Source organism: Acidovorax sp. SUPP2825 (assembly GCF_030158995.1).
In the GTDB taxonomy this organism is placed as follows: domain Bacteria; phylum Pseudomonadota; class Gammaproteobacteria; order Burkholderiales; family Burkholderiaceae_C; genus Paracidovorax.
The window spans coordinates 58,377-72,323 of the sequence record NZ_BQXK01000018.1 but is presented as its reverse complement, the minus strand read 5'-3'; the positions used below and the strand labels follow the sequence as shown (position 1 = coordinate 72,323).

The window sequence follows — 13,947 nt, the reverse complement described above, 5'->3', positions numbered from 1 at the left end:
GCCGCCCCTCACCGCCTGTGCCTGGATGTGAATCGACCAGCTTTTCCTAGATAGCGGCAACCCTAGGCGGTCACTGCTAAAAGGCGCTGCCTGACCGGTGAATTGGCCTCAAGTCGGCAGTAGAACTGCGGCGGATGGAACCCCGGCATGGCTGTCCGAAGGGCTTCAAGCGTGATGGGCTTCTTCAATTTCTTGGCGCCAGACAGCGCCATCGCCGACGCCACAGCCACCCCGTCAAAGTAGCTCATGAACTCGGACTTGCCGAGGCCTGAGACGGAGCTGTATTTACGCCAGACGGTGCTCGGCGCGGCCGAGTAGATCGTGCCCACGGTCGCGAAACCAACGACTGCACCTACAGGTTTCTTCACGTAGAACCAAATCGTTGAGCCTGGCTCAACGTGCATGGTTCTGCGCCTTAGCTCCACTTGCTTAGTACCAGCGAGGATGTTGTTTGCATGGCGCTCGTCAAGTGATATGAGCACATGCTGGTTCGGTTGCATCAAAGGCCTTTTTCTAGGATCGCCTGAACCTGCTCGGAAGACAGTCGTTGGCAAGTAATCAGTTGGTAGGCCTCGCCGCAGTTCAAAGCCCTGAGCTCATGCAGCGGTACAGGCCTGGGCAGGCGCAACACATTGTCGAACACCGTGATGGTCTTGGTCTTCGCGACCCCGATGCTGGAAAGCTGGGTGCTATCCAGCACCGAGGGCGCCAAGTCGTCGGCCTGCATGGCAGACTCATCGCGAAGGTAGGCACGTAGTACGCGACCAACCGCAATGACAGCGCCGGAACCTCCGTTCTTCACGGGCTCGTAGAAGAACATCAAATCACCGCGCGAATAGTTCTTAAGTGTCTTCTTGTCGCTCAGGTAGTGGCGCAACGGTGCAAGCAGGGCCTTTCCTTGGGGTAGGAAGGAGTCCTGCGGTGAGTCCGCCAAGAGATGCTCCTCAAATTGCTTTCGCAGGGGGACCATCACACCCTCTCTACCTGGCAAGCACATGAGCATCGGCGCCAGCAGGGACTCCAACTTGAAAAGCGGGACCAAGACTTTCTGCCCGTCCGGTCGAATCACTGAAATTTGCTGATCGACGTGCCGGAACAGTGGGGGCGTTTCTGGCAAACCTAGTTTGCTCACTGCCGCCAACGATTTGCGTCCGACATCCCAGTTACGTTCTGTCATACGCCCTTTGGCGACGATCTTCTGAAGGTCGTCCGACGTCGATGAGGACGCCACATAGCCGAAGGTTGCCGCGACTTCGCGAAGCGTGGCTTGACGCGGAGGACAGCTCAACCGCACCCGGCCGACATCCCCTGGTTTTACGATGCTCAGAACGTGTCGGAGCAAGGTTTGGGCAATCTCATATGCGTCTCTCTGGTCCTCGGCAACCGCCGCAAAAGCTCGAATCTCCTGTCCTCGAACGCTCGTCGGCATTACTAAGTAGCCAGCGACGACACCATTGCATCGCGCCACGTGGCGCAAGCACGCCGAATTGCCGGCCTCAGTCGCGGCCCATTCGTTAACCTGGGTCGCAGTGTCGAGGCCAAGGTTCGTCAACAGACTCCGAACGGCCGTTGCATCGCTTGCCGATGCAGGTTGCACTTCGATGATGTCCGCACTATGGGCCTTGTGCACTACAGGACTCGCGGTGTGGTCGGGCTCGACCTGAAACAGCTCAGGCGAAATTGCGTCCACTCCAAACTGCCTTCTGAGCTCAGGTGCCCGCTCAAGAATTCGTCCATCGCTGGTTATGAGCCCTGGCAGGCCGTGGTGAATAGCCGTTGCGAGGTGTTGCAGGTCAGACTTGTCATTCTCCGACAGCGAGCCCGACGCATGGCGCTGGGGAAACACGATTGCCGCAAGCATCGGCGAAAGGCGCCCCCACTCGTTGTCGGGTGGCGTCGAGAACTTCGCAAGTGTTCCTGCGAACGAGAGCATCGGATCCGTCTTTCCGTCGTGGGCGGTGCGGCGCAGCTCCGTCTCAATCTCGCTGCTAATCGCCAGTGAACATGTCCGCATCCGCTCGGCCCTGAAGACACTCATGGCTAGTTCGTACCGAGGCCGGCGAGGCCCGAGGTCGAAAAGCACATTCAAGTCCAGAAGGTAGAGCGGCTTGCCCCCACCCTCCAAGGCATCTAGGCCGAGTGGGTCAACGGCGTTGATTCCGCTGGGCGCAAAGAGCTGAGGGGTGTCGAGTTCATGGGCGCGAACCACGATCATGCGATTGCGACTAGCCCCTCCTGGTTCAACTCGTTGGGCGTAGAACCCCTGCGCTTCCCAGAACAAGTTGGCGTCTTTGAGGTCTTCAGCGACCCGGGCATGAATCGAAATGAACTGTGCCTCCGTCGACATGTTCTTCAAGGCATCGAGCAGCATCCGACCGATGTTTCGACTGCGACTGGTCTTAGGAACATAGATCTGCCGCACGTGCGCTTTGGGGAAGCGGAGATCAAACAACAGATGACCCACATACGTCTCGCCGCGACCGTCACTCTCGACCGCTACAAACAATTGCCCTTTGCGACAGAAGTCCGCATAGACGCTGCGCGAGAAAAATCCGAGCGCGTCTCGGTCGCTGTCTGCTGCCTGCACGACCTCTCCCAAGAGCGCCGTAGCAGCACTTGGCTCCGTAAGGATCCGGACCGCACCTCCGCTCTTTGTCATAGCTCCCCTTTTGGTGTTTTGGGGTAACTGTAACGGAGACGAAAGCAAGCCTGCATTGAACGGAAGCTGGCGAGCTTGGCTCGATTTGAGCGGCAGACTGCTCTCCGACTGTGAGATTGAAATCTGGATGACCGCAACGGGTTGATTGCTGGCGGGAACGAACGACCGCTCACCCGCGCCACCTTCGGGGCCCTTGGTGCTCCGGGCTGTGTAAGAGATGAACGACGGCTCTCAGCCTGAACCGGTTAGTCAAGAAACCATAGCAACTATTAGCCCTCGCCCGGTTGCTATGGTCGTAGAAATTGTTTGCCGGATAGGGAGATAGCTACGGCGATTAAAAATAAACCGCAACCCACCGACTGCTTTGGGACAGCGGCCAGCACTCACCCATCAGCGCCAGCAGCCCCTTCGCCTCAAACCTTCGCGCGCAGCGCCACGGCCCCCCGCGCCAATTCGGTCACCCTCGCCCAATCCCCCTGCGCCAGCGCATCCCCTGGCACCAGCCACGACCCGCCCACGCAGGCCACGTTCCCCAGCGCCAGAAACTCCGCCGCATTGCCCGGCTGGATCCCGCCCGTGGGGCAGAAGACCACATCGCCGAACGGCCCCTGCCACGCCTTGAGCATGGCCAGGCCACCGGCCTGAACGGCGGGGAAGAATTTCAGCGCGTTGAAGCCCTCTTCCTGCGCCATCATGATCTCGCTGCCCGTTGCCACGCCGGGCAGCAGCGGCAGCCCCAGGTCGCGGCAGGCGCGGCCGACCGCGGGGGTGAAGCCCGGGCTCACCGCGAAACGGGCCCCGGCACGGGCGGCGGCCTGGGCGTCGGCCGCACTGCGCACGGTGCCGGCGCCGACCACCGCTTCGGGCACGTCGCGGGCGATGGCTTCCATGCAGGCCAGGGCCTGCGGGGTGCGCAGCGTCACCTCCAGCATGCGGATGCCGCCAGCCACCAGGGCGCGGGCCATGGGCACGGCGTGGGCCACATCGTTGAGCACGATGACCGGAATGACCGGTGCGTCGCGCATGACCTGCACGGCGGTCAAGGCCGCGTTGCCGTGGTTCTGGTTGGTGTCGTCGTCGTTCACAGCCACGAGCAGGCTCCCTCTTCTGCGCTGAGCGCGTTGCGCCGGAATCCGGCAAACAGTTCACGGCCCCAGCCGTGGGCGTTGTCTTCGGCCTGTGCGGGCGGCAGCACGGCGGGCGTGCGGGCCTGCCAGGTGGCGGCATCGACCAGCACGTCGAGCGTGCCTGCCACGGCGTCCAGCCGGATGACGTCGCCGTCCTGCACCCGCGCCAGCGCGCCGCCGGCGTTGGCTTCGGGCGAGACGTGGATGGCGGCGGGCACCTTGCCCGATGCGCCGCTCATGCGGCCATCGGTCACCAGTGCCACGCGGTAGCCCTTGCCTTGCAGCACGGCCAGCGGCGGGGTCAGCTTGTGCAGCTCGGGCATGCCGTTGGCCTGCGGGCCTTGCCAGCGCACCACGCAGATCACGTCGCGGTCCAGCTGCCCGGCCTGGAAGGCGGCCTGCAGTTCGGCCTGCGAGCCGAACACGGCGGCGGGCGCCTCGACCACGTGGCGGTCTTCCGGTACGGCAGAGACCTTGATCACGCTGCGCCCCAGGTTGCCCTGCAGCAGCTTGAGGCCGCCGGTGGCGCTGAACGGCGCGGTGGCCGGGCGCAGCACGCCGTCGTCGCCGCTGGCGCCGATGTCGGTCCAGCCCAGGCGCCCGTCCGCGTCGCCATGGGGCAGCCGGGTGTATTCGCGGATGCCGCCGGGCCGCACAGTGAGCACGTCTTCGTGCATCAGGCCGGCATCAAGCAGTTCGCGCAGCACGTAGCCCGGGCCGCCCGCGGCCTGGAACTGGTTCACGTCGGCGCTGCCGTTGGGGTACACGCGGGCCAGCAGCGGCACGGCGTGCGACAGCGCGGCGAAGTCGTCCCAGTCGATGACGATGCCGGCCGCACGCGCCACGGCCACCCAGTGGATGAGGTGATTGGTGGAGCCGCCCGTGGCGAGCAAGGCCGACATGGCGTTGACGATGGCGCGCTCGTCGATGACCTTGCCGATGGGCGGGCACGCGGGGCCGAGCACGGTGCGTGCCGCCTCGCGGGTCAGCTCCTGCCGCAGCGCCTGGCCGGGGTTGATGAAGGCGGTGCCGGGCACGTGCAGGCCCATGGCTTCCAGCAGCATCTGGTTGCTGTTGGCGGTGCCGTAGAACGTGCAGGTGCCTTCGCTGTGGTACGCGGCGGATTCGGCGGCCAGCAGTTCGGCGCGGCCCACCAGGCCTTGCGCGGCCTGCTCGCGCACCTTGGCCTTGGCGTTGTTCGACAGGCCGGAGGTCATGGGCCCGGCCGGCACGAAGACGGTGGGCAGGTGGCCGAACTGCAGCGCGCCGATGAGCAGGCCGGGCACGATCTTGTCGCACACGCCCAGCATGAGCGCGGCGTCGAACACGTCATGGCTCAGGGACACCGCCGTGGCCATGGCGATCACGTCGCGGCTGAACAGGCTCAGCTCCATGCCGGGCGTGCCCTGCGTGACGCCGTCGCACATGGCGGGCACCCCGCCGGCGACCTGCGCCGTGGCGCCGTGCTTTCGGACCTCGTCCTTGATCAGATCGGGGTAGTGCTGCAGCGGCGCGTGGGCCGAGAGCATGTCGTTGTAGGCATTGACGATGCCAACGTTGGGTGCCTTCTGGGCCACCACGCGCAGCTTGTCGTTGCCGGGCATGCCGGCGAAGGCGTGTGCCACGTTGGCGCAACCCAGGCGGTCGGCGCCGCGGTCGCGGTGGGCATGGGCTTCGAGCTGGGCAAGGTAGGCGGCGCGGGTGGGCGCGCTGCGCTCGCGGATGCGCCGGGTAACGGCTTCAACGGTGTCGTGGATGGGCATGCTGGCGGGTGTTGGCAACGGGCTGGCGGAGCGCCCATGGTAAACCCGCAGGCCGCTCCGTCTGTAGGCAAAGGGCATGTGTCGGCCCGCCCCGGCCCATGGCCGCGGGGCGAGCCCATGCGTGCCGGGTTACTGCGCGCCGCGCGCCTGCTTGACGGCCGCGTTCACCGCGTCCCAGGTTTCCTGGCCGACCGATTTGGCGATGCCGGTGTTCACGCTGGCGAGCTTCTCGCGCATGCGGTTGGCTTCCGAGCCGGGCAGTTCGTTGACCTGCATGCCCTTGGTCTTGAGGTCGGCCAGGGCCTTGGCGGCTTCTTCGCGCGTGTCCTTGCGCTCGAAGTCGCGGCTCTTGACGGCGGCGTCCTGCAGCACCTTCTTTTCGGCGGCGGAGAGGGTGTCCCACCACTTCTTGCTGACGGTGACGATCCAGGGGCTGTACACGTGGTTGGTCACCGTGAGGTACTTCTGCACTTCGTAGAACTTGCTGGACACCACCGTGTTGAACGGGTTCTCCTGGCCATCGACCGCGCGCGTTTCCAGGGCGGTGAACAGTTCCGAAAACGGCAGCGGCACTGCGTTGGCACCCAGGGCCTTGAAGCTGTCGAGGAACACGTTGTTCTGCATCACGCGCAGCTTGATGTCGCCCAGGTCTTCCAGCTTGTTGACGGGGCGCTTGCTGTTGGTGAGGTTGCGAAAGCCGTTCTCCCAGTAGACCAGCCCGACCATGCCCTTGGGCTCCAGCTTGGCCTTGACCTTTTCGCCGACCGGGCCGTCGAGCACCGCGTCGGCCTCCTTCACGTTGTTGAAGAGGAACGGCGTGTCCCACACCGCCATCTCGGGTGCGATGCCCACCAGCGTGGCGGTGGAGCCCACCATCATCTCCTGCGCGCCGCCGATCAGCGCCTGCTGCATCTGGGTGTCGGAGCCCAGGGCGGCGTTGCCGATGGTGCGCACCTTCATCTTGCCGCCGGAGGCCTTCTCGACCTCCTGCGCGAACAGGCGCGCCGCGCGGCCCTGGTTGGAATCGTCGACCAGGCCATAGCCGAAGCGCACGAGGCGCGGCTTGAAGTCCTGGGCCTGGGCGGCCCCGGCGGCCACCAGTGCGGCCACCAGGCCGGCGAGAGCGAAACGGATACGCATGCTTGTCTCCTTGTATTGAAAGCGCTGAAGAGAGAGGGAAAACGAAACCATCAGAAATTGGGGCCGGCGGCGGCTCAATGCAGCCAGCGCAGCGGGCCGGTGATCAGCACCGGGAACAGCACGAACAGCACCAGCAGCACCACGTACATCAGCAGGAACGGCGTGGTGCCCTTGATGACGGTCTCCATGCGCAGACCACCCACCCCCGCCACCACGTTCTGCACCGTGCCGACCGGCGGGGTGATGAGCCCGAGCGATCCCACATAGATGAACATGAAGCCGAAGTACACCGGATCGATGCCGGCCTTCACCGCCAGCGGCAGGCACACCGGCCCGAAGATCAGGATGGTGGGCGTCAGGTCCATGGCCGTGCCCACGACGAGCAGGAACAGCATCATCAGCGCCATGAACACGATGGGATTGCCCATCACGCCGGAGAAGCTGTCCGCCAGCATGGCGGGCAGGTCGGCCAGGGTGATCATGTAGGCCGTCACGGTGGCTGCGCCGCACAGGAACATCACCACGGCGGTGGTCTTGCCCGCGGCCAGGAACACCTCGTACAACTGGGCCCAGGTGAGTTCGCGGTAGACGAACATCGACACGAACAGGGCGTAGACCGCGGCCACCACGGCCGCTTCGGTCGGCGTGAAGATGCCGCCCTTGAGCCCGCCCAGGATGATGACCGGCATCATCATGGCCCAGAAGCTGTTGACCAGCGCCTTCATGCGCGCACCCCATTCCACGCGCTCCATGGACGGCAGCTGGTGCTTCCGGGCGATCCACCACCAGGCCAGAACCAGGAAGATGCCCATCATCAGGCCGGGAAACACGCCGGCCAGGAACAGCTTGCTGATGGAGGTGTTGGTCGTCACCCCGTAGATCACGAACGGCATCGACGGCGGAATGATCGGCGCGATGATGCCGCCCGATGCCAGCAGGCCCGCGCTGTAGCTGGGCGGGTAGTTCTGCTGGCGCATCATGGGCAGCAGGATGGTGGCCAGGGCCGCGGTGTCGGCGATGGCCGAGCCGCTCATGGAGGCCAGCAGCACCGCGGCGCCGATGGCCACGAAACCCAGGCCTCCGCGGATGTGCCCCACGAAGGCGCGCGCCAGGTCGATGATGCGGCGCGACAGCCCGCCCGCATTCATCAGCTCGCCCGCCAGGATGAAGAACGGCACCGCCAGCAGCGGAAAGTTGTCGAAGCCGGCCTGCAGGTTCTGCGCGAGCAGCTGCGAGTCGAAGAAGTCCAGGTGCCACATCAGGGCCACGCCCGTCAGCACCAGCGCGTGGGCGATCGGCATGCCGATCACCATGCCGCCGATGAGCACCAGCAGAAAAATCGCGGTCACGATCATGTCCGGCCCCTTATTCGATGTCGCCCGCCGGGCCGGCCGGCGTGGGCGGCTCGCCGCGCAGCAGGTCGAACACCAGGGCCACCAGCAGGCCGGCCGCCAGCACCAGCGTGGCGGCTGCGGCCAGCGCCAGCGGGTAGCCGAGCACCGTGCTGTAGCTGCTCATGCCGGCCACCACCTGCTCCCACGAGCCCTTCAGCAGCAGCACCATGCACACCGCCACGAGCAGCTGGCTCACCCAGAACAGGCCCTTGCGCGCCCCGCCCTTCATACGCGAGGTGAGCATGTCGAAGCCCAGGTGCTTGCCTTCGAAGGCCGCGACGATGGAGCCCACCGCGACCAGCCACACGAACAGCAGGCGCGAGACCTCTTCGTACGACACGATGCTGGTGTGGAACACATAGCGCAGCACCACGTTGACGAACACCGCCACCACCATGCCGGCGAGCGCCAGCACCATGAACAGCTCGGCCAGCCGCTGCAGCGCCGGCTTGCGGCGGGGTGGCGCATGCGGGGAAGAAGACGGGGCGGCCAGATCCCTCGTCGGCGGCTGCGGACTGCTCATGCGTTGTCTCCTGCCGCTGTGTCGCGGCCTGCTTTTTCGGGGGGGGAAAGCCTCGGGGCCGCGCACCCAGGCCACGGCGTCCTGCACCAGCGTGGCGATGGGCTGCGTGGCATCGAGCGTCAGCACGCCGGGCTCGCCCTCGGGCGATTCCAGCGTGGCGAACTGGTCGGCCACCAACGCGGGCGAAAAGAAGTGGCCGGGCCGCGACTGCACGCGCACCAGCGCTTCGTCATAGCCCAGCTTCAGGAAGACGAAGCCGAGCGCCGGGTGCGCTTCGCGCAGGCGGTCGCGGTATTTGCGGCGCAGCGCGGAGCAGGTCAGCACCACGCCCTGCCCGCCTTCGCTGGAGTCCAGCAGTCGGGCCAGACGGCCGAGCCAGCCGGCGCGGTCGGCATCGGTCAGCGGCGTGCCGGCCCGCATCTTGGCGATGCTCTCGGGGGCATGGTAGGCGTCGCCTTCGTGCAGCGTCCAGCCCAGGGCCTGCGCGCAGGACTCGCCGACGCTGGATTTGCCGCAGCCCGACACGCCCATCACGACGATGGCCAGGGGGCGAAACATTGAGATAGCGCTATCCATTGAATTCGAAGAAATGCGGTGGGGCATGGAGCCGCACCGCGGGTGGCTGGGCAGGGTTTGCTGCACGCTACGGCGCCATGGGACGATGCATGCTTGTTTACCCTGTGAAAGATAGCGCTATCTTAGGAAACAATGCCACCCAGACTGCTCCGGATTAACCCTTGACCGACGCTACCCGCCGCCCCCGCCGTTCCAGCGGCCGCATCACGCTCGACGACGTGGCGCGCGATGCCGCCGTGAGCCCGATCACCGTCTCGCGCGTGCTGCGCGGCGAACGCAGCGTGGACGCGCAACTGGCCGAGCGCGTGCGCGCCTCGGCCGACCGCCTGGGCTACGTGCCCGATCCGGCGGCGCGCGCCCTCGCCTCCCAGCGCAGCACCCAGGTGCTGGTGCTGGTGCCCATGCTGTCCAACACGCTCTTCGTCGACCTGCTGGAGGCGGTGCACCGCACGTTGTTTCCCGAGGGCTTTCACCCGCTCATCGGCGTGACCCACTACGACACCACCGAAGAAGAGCTGCTGTTGCGCACCTACCTGCCCCACCGGCCCGCCGGCCTGCTGGTGACCGGGTTCGACCGCAGCGAAACCGCCCGCCAACTCATCGCCCGCAGCGGCGTGCCCTGCGTGCACCTGATGGAGACCAGCACGGCGCCGGACGTCGCCTGCGTGGGGTTTTCGCAGACCGATGCGGGCGCGGCCATCACCCGCCACCTGCTGGACCGGGGCCGCCGCCGCATCGCCTTCTGCGCCGCCCAGCTGGACCCGCGCACGCTGCAGCGCGCCGAGGGCTATCGCCGCTGCCTGCGCGAGGCGGGCCTGTACGACCCGGCGCTGGAGGTGCTCAGCCCGGAGCGCTCGTCGGTCGCACTGGGCGCGCGGCTGTTCGAAGAGGTGGTGCGCCGCATGCCCGGCGTGGATGCCATCTTCTTTTGCAACGACGACATCGCGCAGGGCGGGCTGCTGGCGGCCAACCGGCTGGGGGTGGCGGTGCCCGAGCGGATCGCGGTGGCCGGGTTCAACGACCTGGAGGGCAGCGACCAGATGGTGCCGCCGCTCACCACCGTACGCACGCCGCGCGCCGAGGTCGGGCGCGCCGGCGCGGCGATGCTGCTCGGGCTGATGCGCGGCGCGCCCGCCGGGCCGAGCTGCGTCGAGCTGGGCTACGAACTCGTCGTGCGCGGCAGCACCTGATCACCGGTCCAGCGCGGGGATGGCGAGCGGTGCGCCGCGCTGGTGCGCATCCAGAACGATCTGCGTGGTGAAGCTGCGCACGTTGGGGTCGTGCAGCAGGCACGCCTTGCAGAAGGCCTCGTAGGCCGCCAGATCGGGCACTATGACGATCAACACGTAGTCGACGCTGCCGGCCACGCCGTAGCATTGCTGCACCTCGCCGCGCTGCCCCACGGTCTCGCGGAAGGCCCGCGTGGCGCGTGCCGACTCGTCGATCAGGTCGACCTGCACGATGGCCGTGATGCCCAGGCCCAGTTGGGTGCAATCGAGCTGGGCGGTCTCGGCCTGGATCACTCCCGCCTCCCGCAGGCGCTTCAACCGCCGTTGCACCGCGGCGGCGGACAGGCCGACGAGCGCGCCGATCTGCTCGCTGGGCACGCGGGTGTCCCGCTGGTAGAGGTCGAGGATCTGGCGGTCGAAGGCGTCGAGGGGCATGGCGTCGGAGGGTTGCACGAAGGCCGCGTGGAAGGCGCCCACAATGCGGCGAGGCGGCGCTGGCGGGGGCGCAATCGCGGCCCGGCCCACCGCCCCGGTTCGCATACTTCGGGCATGACCATTATCGACACCCCCCACCGCCTGTCGCTGCGCAACATCGAGCGCGCGGCCTCCTTCATCGACCCCGTGTTTCTCCACAGCCCGCAGTACGAATGCGAGCCGCTCAGCCAGGCGCTGGGCGCTGCCCTGACGCTCAAGGTCGAAACGCTGAACCCGCTGCGCTCGTTCAAGGGGCGCGGCGCCGACTTCTTCCTCAAGGACAACGCGGCGGCGCTGGCCGGCCGGCCCCTGGTCTGCGCCACGGCCGGCAACTGGGGGCAGGCCATGGCCTATGTGTGCCGCGCCCGCGGCTGGCCGCTGGTGGTTTATACCGCCACCACGGCCAATGCCTTCAAGGTCGAGCGGATGCGCGCGATGGGCGCCGAGGTGCGCCTGCACAGCGACGACTTCGACTCCGCCAAGGAAGAGGCCCGGCGCTTTTGCGCGTCGTCCGGCGCGCTGCTGGTCGAGGATGGGCTGGAGACCCAAATCAGCGAAGGCGCCGGCACCATCGCCCGCGAACTGCTGGCGCGCAATGCCTTCGATGCCCTGCTGGTGCCGCTGGGCAACGGCGCCTTGCTCAATGGCATGGGCCTGTGGGCGAAGGCCCATGCGCCGGCCACGCGGGTCATCGGCGTTTGCGCGGAAGGCGCGGATGCCATGGCCGCCTCATGGAAGGCGCGCCGGCTGATCGAGCGGCCCGCCACGCAGACCATCGCCGATGGCATCGCGGTCCGGCGCCCCGTGCCGCAGGCGCTGGACGACATGCAGGGCCTGGTGGACGACGTGCTGCTGGTGAGCGATGCGGCCATCCGGCGCGCGATGCAACTGGTGTTCCAGACGGCCGGCTTGATGGTCGAGCCCGCCGGCATCGTCGGCGTGGCCGCCGTGATGGAACACCCCGCGCTGCGCTCGCAGAAGCTGGCGACCGTGCTGTGCGGCAGCAACCTCACCCCGCAGCAGATCGTGCAGTGGCTGCATTGAGGTCATTTCGGAACGCGGCGCCCAAAGAAAAAGCCCGGCGGACCGGGCTTGCTGTCGAGGGATCGGAGGACGCGGCCGGCGGCCACCCCCTCACGCCCGGATCAAAGCGGTGCCAGCGTGACCTCGACGCGGCGGGCTTCGGCGTTGCTGCCGCCGGCCTGCGTGACGGCGGGCTTGCGCAGGTCGATCTTGTCTTCGGGCACGCCGGCCGTCTTGAGCGCGTCGCGCACGGCAAAGGCACGGTCCTTGGCCAGTTGCGCGTTGGCGGCGGCGTCGCCCGTGGCATCGTGGTAACCGGAGACCACCACCGAGCGGCCTTCGGCCACGGCACGCGACACGTCGGCCAGGGCCGGTGCGGCACCGGGTGCCAGGTCGGCACGGCCCGTGGCGAAGTAGAAGCGGACCACGCCGCCGTCCACCACCACGCGGGCCACTTCGTCCTCGGCCACCACCAGCGTGCCGGCGGGTGCGACCACCACGGCGGCGGGCTCGACCACCGGCGCGCGCGCCAGGCTGCGCTGCTTGTACACCGTCACGCCCACCACCGAGGACACCACCAGGGCAATCAGCGCGAACAGGAACCCGAGGGCAAAACGTTGCTGGCTGTCGTCATCGGAACTGCTGAAGGCCATGGGAAGAACTCCGTAAAGTAAATAATGGGGGCTGAAGACAACCCGCGATTGTAGAGTCATGACGCCGCTGCCCGCCCCCTTGCGCGACCCCGCCCCCCTGCTCCAGCGCACCCTGGATGAATGGGGCGGTCAGGACGATCTGTGGATCTTCGGCTATGGCTCGCTGATCTGGCGGCCCGATTTCGACTTCGCCGAGCAGCGCCCGGCCCGCGTGCACGGCTGGCACCGCGCCCTCAAGATGTGGAGCCGCATCAACCGCGGCACGCCTGAGCGGCCTGGCCTGGTGTTCGGCATGCTCTCGGGCGGCAGCTGCCGCGGCATGGTGTTCCGCGTGGACCGCGAGCACGCCCGCCAGACCATGGTCAACCTCTGGCAGCGCGAGATGGCGCTGGCGGTGTACGACCCGCGCTGGCTGCCGTGCCAGACGCCCCAGGGCACGGTGCGCGCCCTCGCCTTCACGCTGTCGCGCCGCAGCCCGAGCCACGCCGGCGTGCTGCCGGACGACGAATACCGCCGCATCTTCGAGCAGGCCACCGGCATCTACGGCACCACCCGCGACTACGCCCAGGCCACCTACGACGAACTGCGCCGCCTGGGCATCCACGACCGGGCGCTGGGCAAGCTGCTGGCGCTGGCGCCCGGCCACAAGCGCTGACCCGCTGCGCGCGCCGGGGCACAATCGCCCGATGAGCAGCAGCCCCCTTTCCTCCTCCATCGCCGACCTGCGCAAGAGCTACGAACGCGCGGAACTCAGCGAAGACGCCTCCCTGGCCGACCCGCTGGCCCAGTTCGACCAGTGGCTGCAGCAGGCCCTGGCCGCCCAGGTGCCCGAGCCCAACGCCATGACCCTCGCCACCGTGGGACCCGATCTGCGGCCCAGCACGCGCATCGTGCTGGTCAAGGGCTACGACGAGCGCGGCATCGTCTGGTTCACCAACTACGACAGCCGCAAGGGCCGGCAACTGGCCGGCAACCCGTTTGCGGCGCTGCAGTTCCATTGGGTCGAGCTGGAACGCGTGGTGCGCATCGAAGGCACCGTGGAAAAGGTGGACGACGCCGAGAGCGACGCCTATTTCAAGAGCCGCCCGCTGGACTCGCGCATCGGCGCCTGGGCCAGCCCGCAAAGCCAGGTGATTTCCGGGCGCGGCGTGCTGGTGGCAAACGCGGCCAAGTACGGCGCGCAGTTCTTGCTCAGCCCGCCGCGCCCGCCGCACTGGGGCGGCTACCGCCTCAAGCCCGAGCAATGGGAGTTCTGGCAGGGCCGCAAGAGCCGGCTGCACGACCGGCTGCGCTACCGGGCCGATGGCGGCCAGTGGGTGCGCGAGCGCCTCGCGCCCTGACCGCCCGCGCCGTGCGCCGGTGCTTCGGCCCGGCCGACCGGGCGCC

13 protein-coding genes and 1 pseudogene are annotated in these 13,947 nt (G+C 67.4%); 4 read left to right on the top strand and 10 right to left on the bottom strand.

What is annotated here, in order from left to right:
* Window positions 1–62 precede the first annotated feature (62 nt).
* The 8 genes and pseudogenes from AVAK2825_RS19635 to AVAK2825_RS19600 all read right to left on the bottom strand — a co-directional run.
* Window positions 63–500 (bottom strand): ASCH domain-containing protein, encoded by a 438-nt coding sequence (locus AVAK2825_RS19635; protein WP_284402019.1) that lies wholly within the window; start codon window positions 498–500, stop codon window positions 63–65.
* Entirely contained in the window at window positions 500–2,587 is a 2,088-nt protein-coding gene (locus AVAK2825_RS19630; RefSeq protein WP_284402016.1) for a GNAT family N-acetyltransferase, read from the bottom strand. Before AVAK2825_RS19630 ends, AVAK2825_RS19635 begins: the two co-directional genes overlap by 1 nt.
* Before the next feature lie 485 nt (window positions 2,588–3,072).
* On the bottom strand, window positions 3,073–3,744 hold the full coding sequence (gene eda / locus AVAK2825_RS19625; protein WP_284402123.1) for a bifunctional 4-hydroxy-2-oxoglutarate aldolase/2-dehydro-3-deoxy-phosphogluconate aldolase: 672 nt from the start codon (window positions 3,742–3,744) through the stop codon (window positions 3,073–3,075).
* Entirely contained in the window at window positions 3,741–5,549 is a 1,809-nt protein-coding gene (gene edd / locus AVAK2825_RS19620) for a phosphogluconate dehydratase (protein ID WP_284402013.1), read from the bottom strand. The genes eda and edd overlap by 4 nt, the downstream gene beginning before the upstream one ends.
* Window positions 5,550–5,678: 129 nt before the next feature.
* Window positions 5,679–6,689: a TRAP transporter substrate-binding protein gene (locus AVAK2825_RS19615; RefSeq protein ID WP_284402011.1), complete on the bottom strand. Its 1,011-nt coding sequence runs from the start codon at window positions 6,687–6,689 to the stop codon at window positions 5,679–5,681.
* 74 nt (window positions 6,690–6,763) lie between these two features.
* Entirely contained in the window at window positions 6,764–8,044 is a 1,281-nt protein-coding gene (locus AVAK2825_RS19610) for a TRAP transporter large permease (protein WP_284402006.1), read from the bottom strand.
* 10 nt (window positions 8,045–8,054) lie between these two features.
* Complete coding sequence (locus AVAK2825_RS19605; protein ID WP_502870569.1) at window positions 8,055–8,606, bottom strand: TRAP transporter small permease; 552 nt, start codon at window positions 8,604–8,606, stop codon at window positions 8,055–8,057.
* Window positions 8,607–8,660: 54 nt separating this feature from the next.
* Window positions 8,661–9,182 (bottom strand): annotated as a pseudogene (locus AVAK2825_RS19600) (gluconokinase); the annotation flags it as partial.
* 161 nt (window positions 9,183–9,343) lie between these two features.
* On the opposite strand from AVAK2825_RS19600, the gene gntR reads away from it, so the two are divergent.
* Complete coding sequence (gene gntR / locus AVAK2825_RS19595; RefSeq protein WP_284402004.1) at window positions 9,344–10,372, top strand: HTH-type transcriptional regulator GntR; 1,029 nt, start codon at window positions 9,344–9,346, stop codon at window positions 10,370–10,372.
* Here the strand turns inward: gntR and AVAK2825_RS19590 are convergent, their stop codons facing one another.
* The gene (locus AVAK2825_RS19590; RefSeq protein ID WP_284402002.1) at window positions 10,373–10,846 is read right to left on the bottom strand and encodes an Lrp/AsnC family transcriptional regulator; all 474 of its coding nucleotides are present in this window, start codon (window positions 10,844–10,846) and stop codon (window positions 10,373–10,375) included. It lies immediately after the preceding gene.
* Window positions 10,847–10,960: 114 nt separating this feature from the next.
* On the opposite strand from AVAK2825_RS19590, the gene AVAK2825_RS19585 reads away from it, so the two are divergent.
* A complete protein-coding gene (locus AVAK2825_RS19585; RefSeq protein WP_284402000.1) occupies window positions 10,961–11,929 on the top strand; it encodes a threonine ammonia-lyase in 969 nt (322 codons plus the stop codon).
* A 101-nt stretch (window positions 11,930–12,030) separates the two neighbouring features.
* Here the strand turns inward: AVAK2825_RS19585 and AVAK2825_RS19580 are convergent, their stop codons facing one another.
* Window positions 12,031–12,561, bottom strand: coding sequence for an OmpA family protein (locus tag AVAK2825_RS19580; RefSeq protein ID WP_284401999.1), 531 nt, complete (start codon window positions 12,559–12,561; stop codon window positions 12,031–12,033).
* Window positions 12,562–12,619: 58 nt separating this feature from the next.
* Here AVAK2825_RS19580 and AVAK2825_RS19575 point away from each other — a divergent pair, with 58 nt between their 5' ends.
* Together AVAK2825_RS19575 and pdxH are read left to right on the top strand one after the other, a co-directional pair.
* Window positions 12,620–13,216, top strand: coding sequence for a gamma-glutamylcyclotransferase (locus AVAK2825_RS19575; RefSeq protein ID WP_284401998.1), 597 nt, complete (start codon window positions 12,620–12,622; stop codon window positions 13,214–13,216).
* 31 nt (window positions 13,217–13,247) lie between these two features.
* Window positions 13,248–13,901, top strand: a complete 654-nt coding sequence (gene pdxH / locus AVAK2825_RS19570) for a pyridoxamine 5'-phosphate oxidase (protein ID WP_284401996.1) — start codon at window positions 13,248–13,250, stop codon at window positions 13,899–13,901.
* Window positions 13,902–13,947 lie beyond the last annotated feature (46 nt).

What these genes read in the sequence shown, in the direction of transcription:
- AVAK2825_RS19635 (WP_284402019.1), bottom strand. Translation starts at nt 500, where the DNA reads ATGCAACCGAACCAGCATGTGCTCATATCACTTGACGAGCGCCATGCA.
- edd (WP_284402013.1), bottom strand. Translation starts at nt 5,549, where the DNA reads ATGCCCATCCACGACACCGTTGAAGCCGTTACCCGGCGCATCCGCGAG.
- AVAK2825_RS19615 (WP_284402011.1), bottom strand. Translation starts at nt 6,689, where the DNA reads ATGCGTATCCGTTTCGCTCTCGCCGGCCTGGTGGCCGCACTGGTGGCC.
- AVAK2825_RS19610 (WP_284402006.1), bottom strand. Translation starts at nt 8,044, where the DNA reads ATGATCGTGACCGCGATTTTTCTGCTGGTGCTCATCGGCGGCATGGTG.
- AVAK2825_RS19605 (WP_502870569.1), bottom strand. Translation starts at nt 8,606, where the DNA reads ATGAGCAGTCCGCAGCCGCCGACGAGGGATCTGGCCGCCCCGTCTTCT.
- AVAK2825_RS19590 (WP_284402002.1), bottom strand. Translation starts at nt 10,846, where the DNA reads ATGCCCCTCGACGCCTTCGACCGCCAGATCCTCGACCTCTACCAGCGG.
- AVAK2825_RS19585 (WP_284402000.1), top strand. Translation starts at nt 10,961, where the DNA reads ATGACCATTATCGACACCCCCCACCGCCTGTCGCTGCGCAACATCGAG.
- AVAK2825_RS19580 (WP_284401999.1), bottom strand. Translation starts at nt 12,561, where the DNA reads ATGGCCTTCAGCAGTTCCGATGACGACAGCCAGCAACGTTTTGCCCTC.
- AVAK2825_RS19575 (WP_284401998.1), top strand. Translation starts at nt 12,620, where the DNA reads ATGACGCCGCTGCCCGCCCCCTTGCGCGACCCCGCCCCCCTGCTCCAG.
- pdxH (WP_284401996.1), top strand. Translation starts at nt 13,248, where the DNA reads ATGAGCAGCAGCCCCCTTTCCTCCTCCATCGCCGACCTGCGCAAGAGC.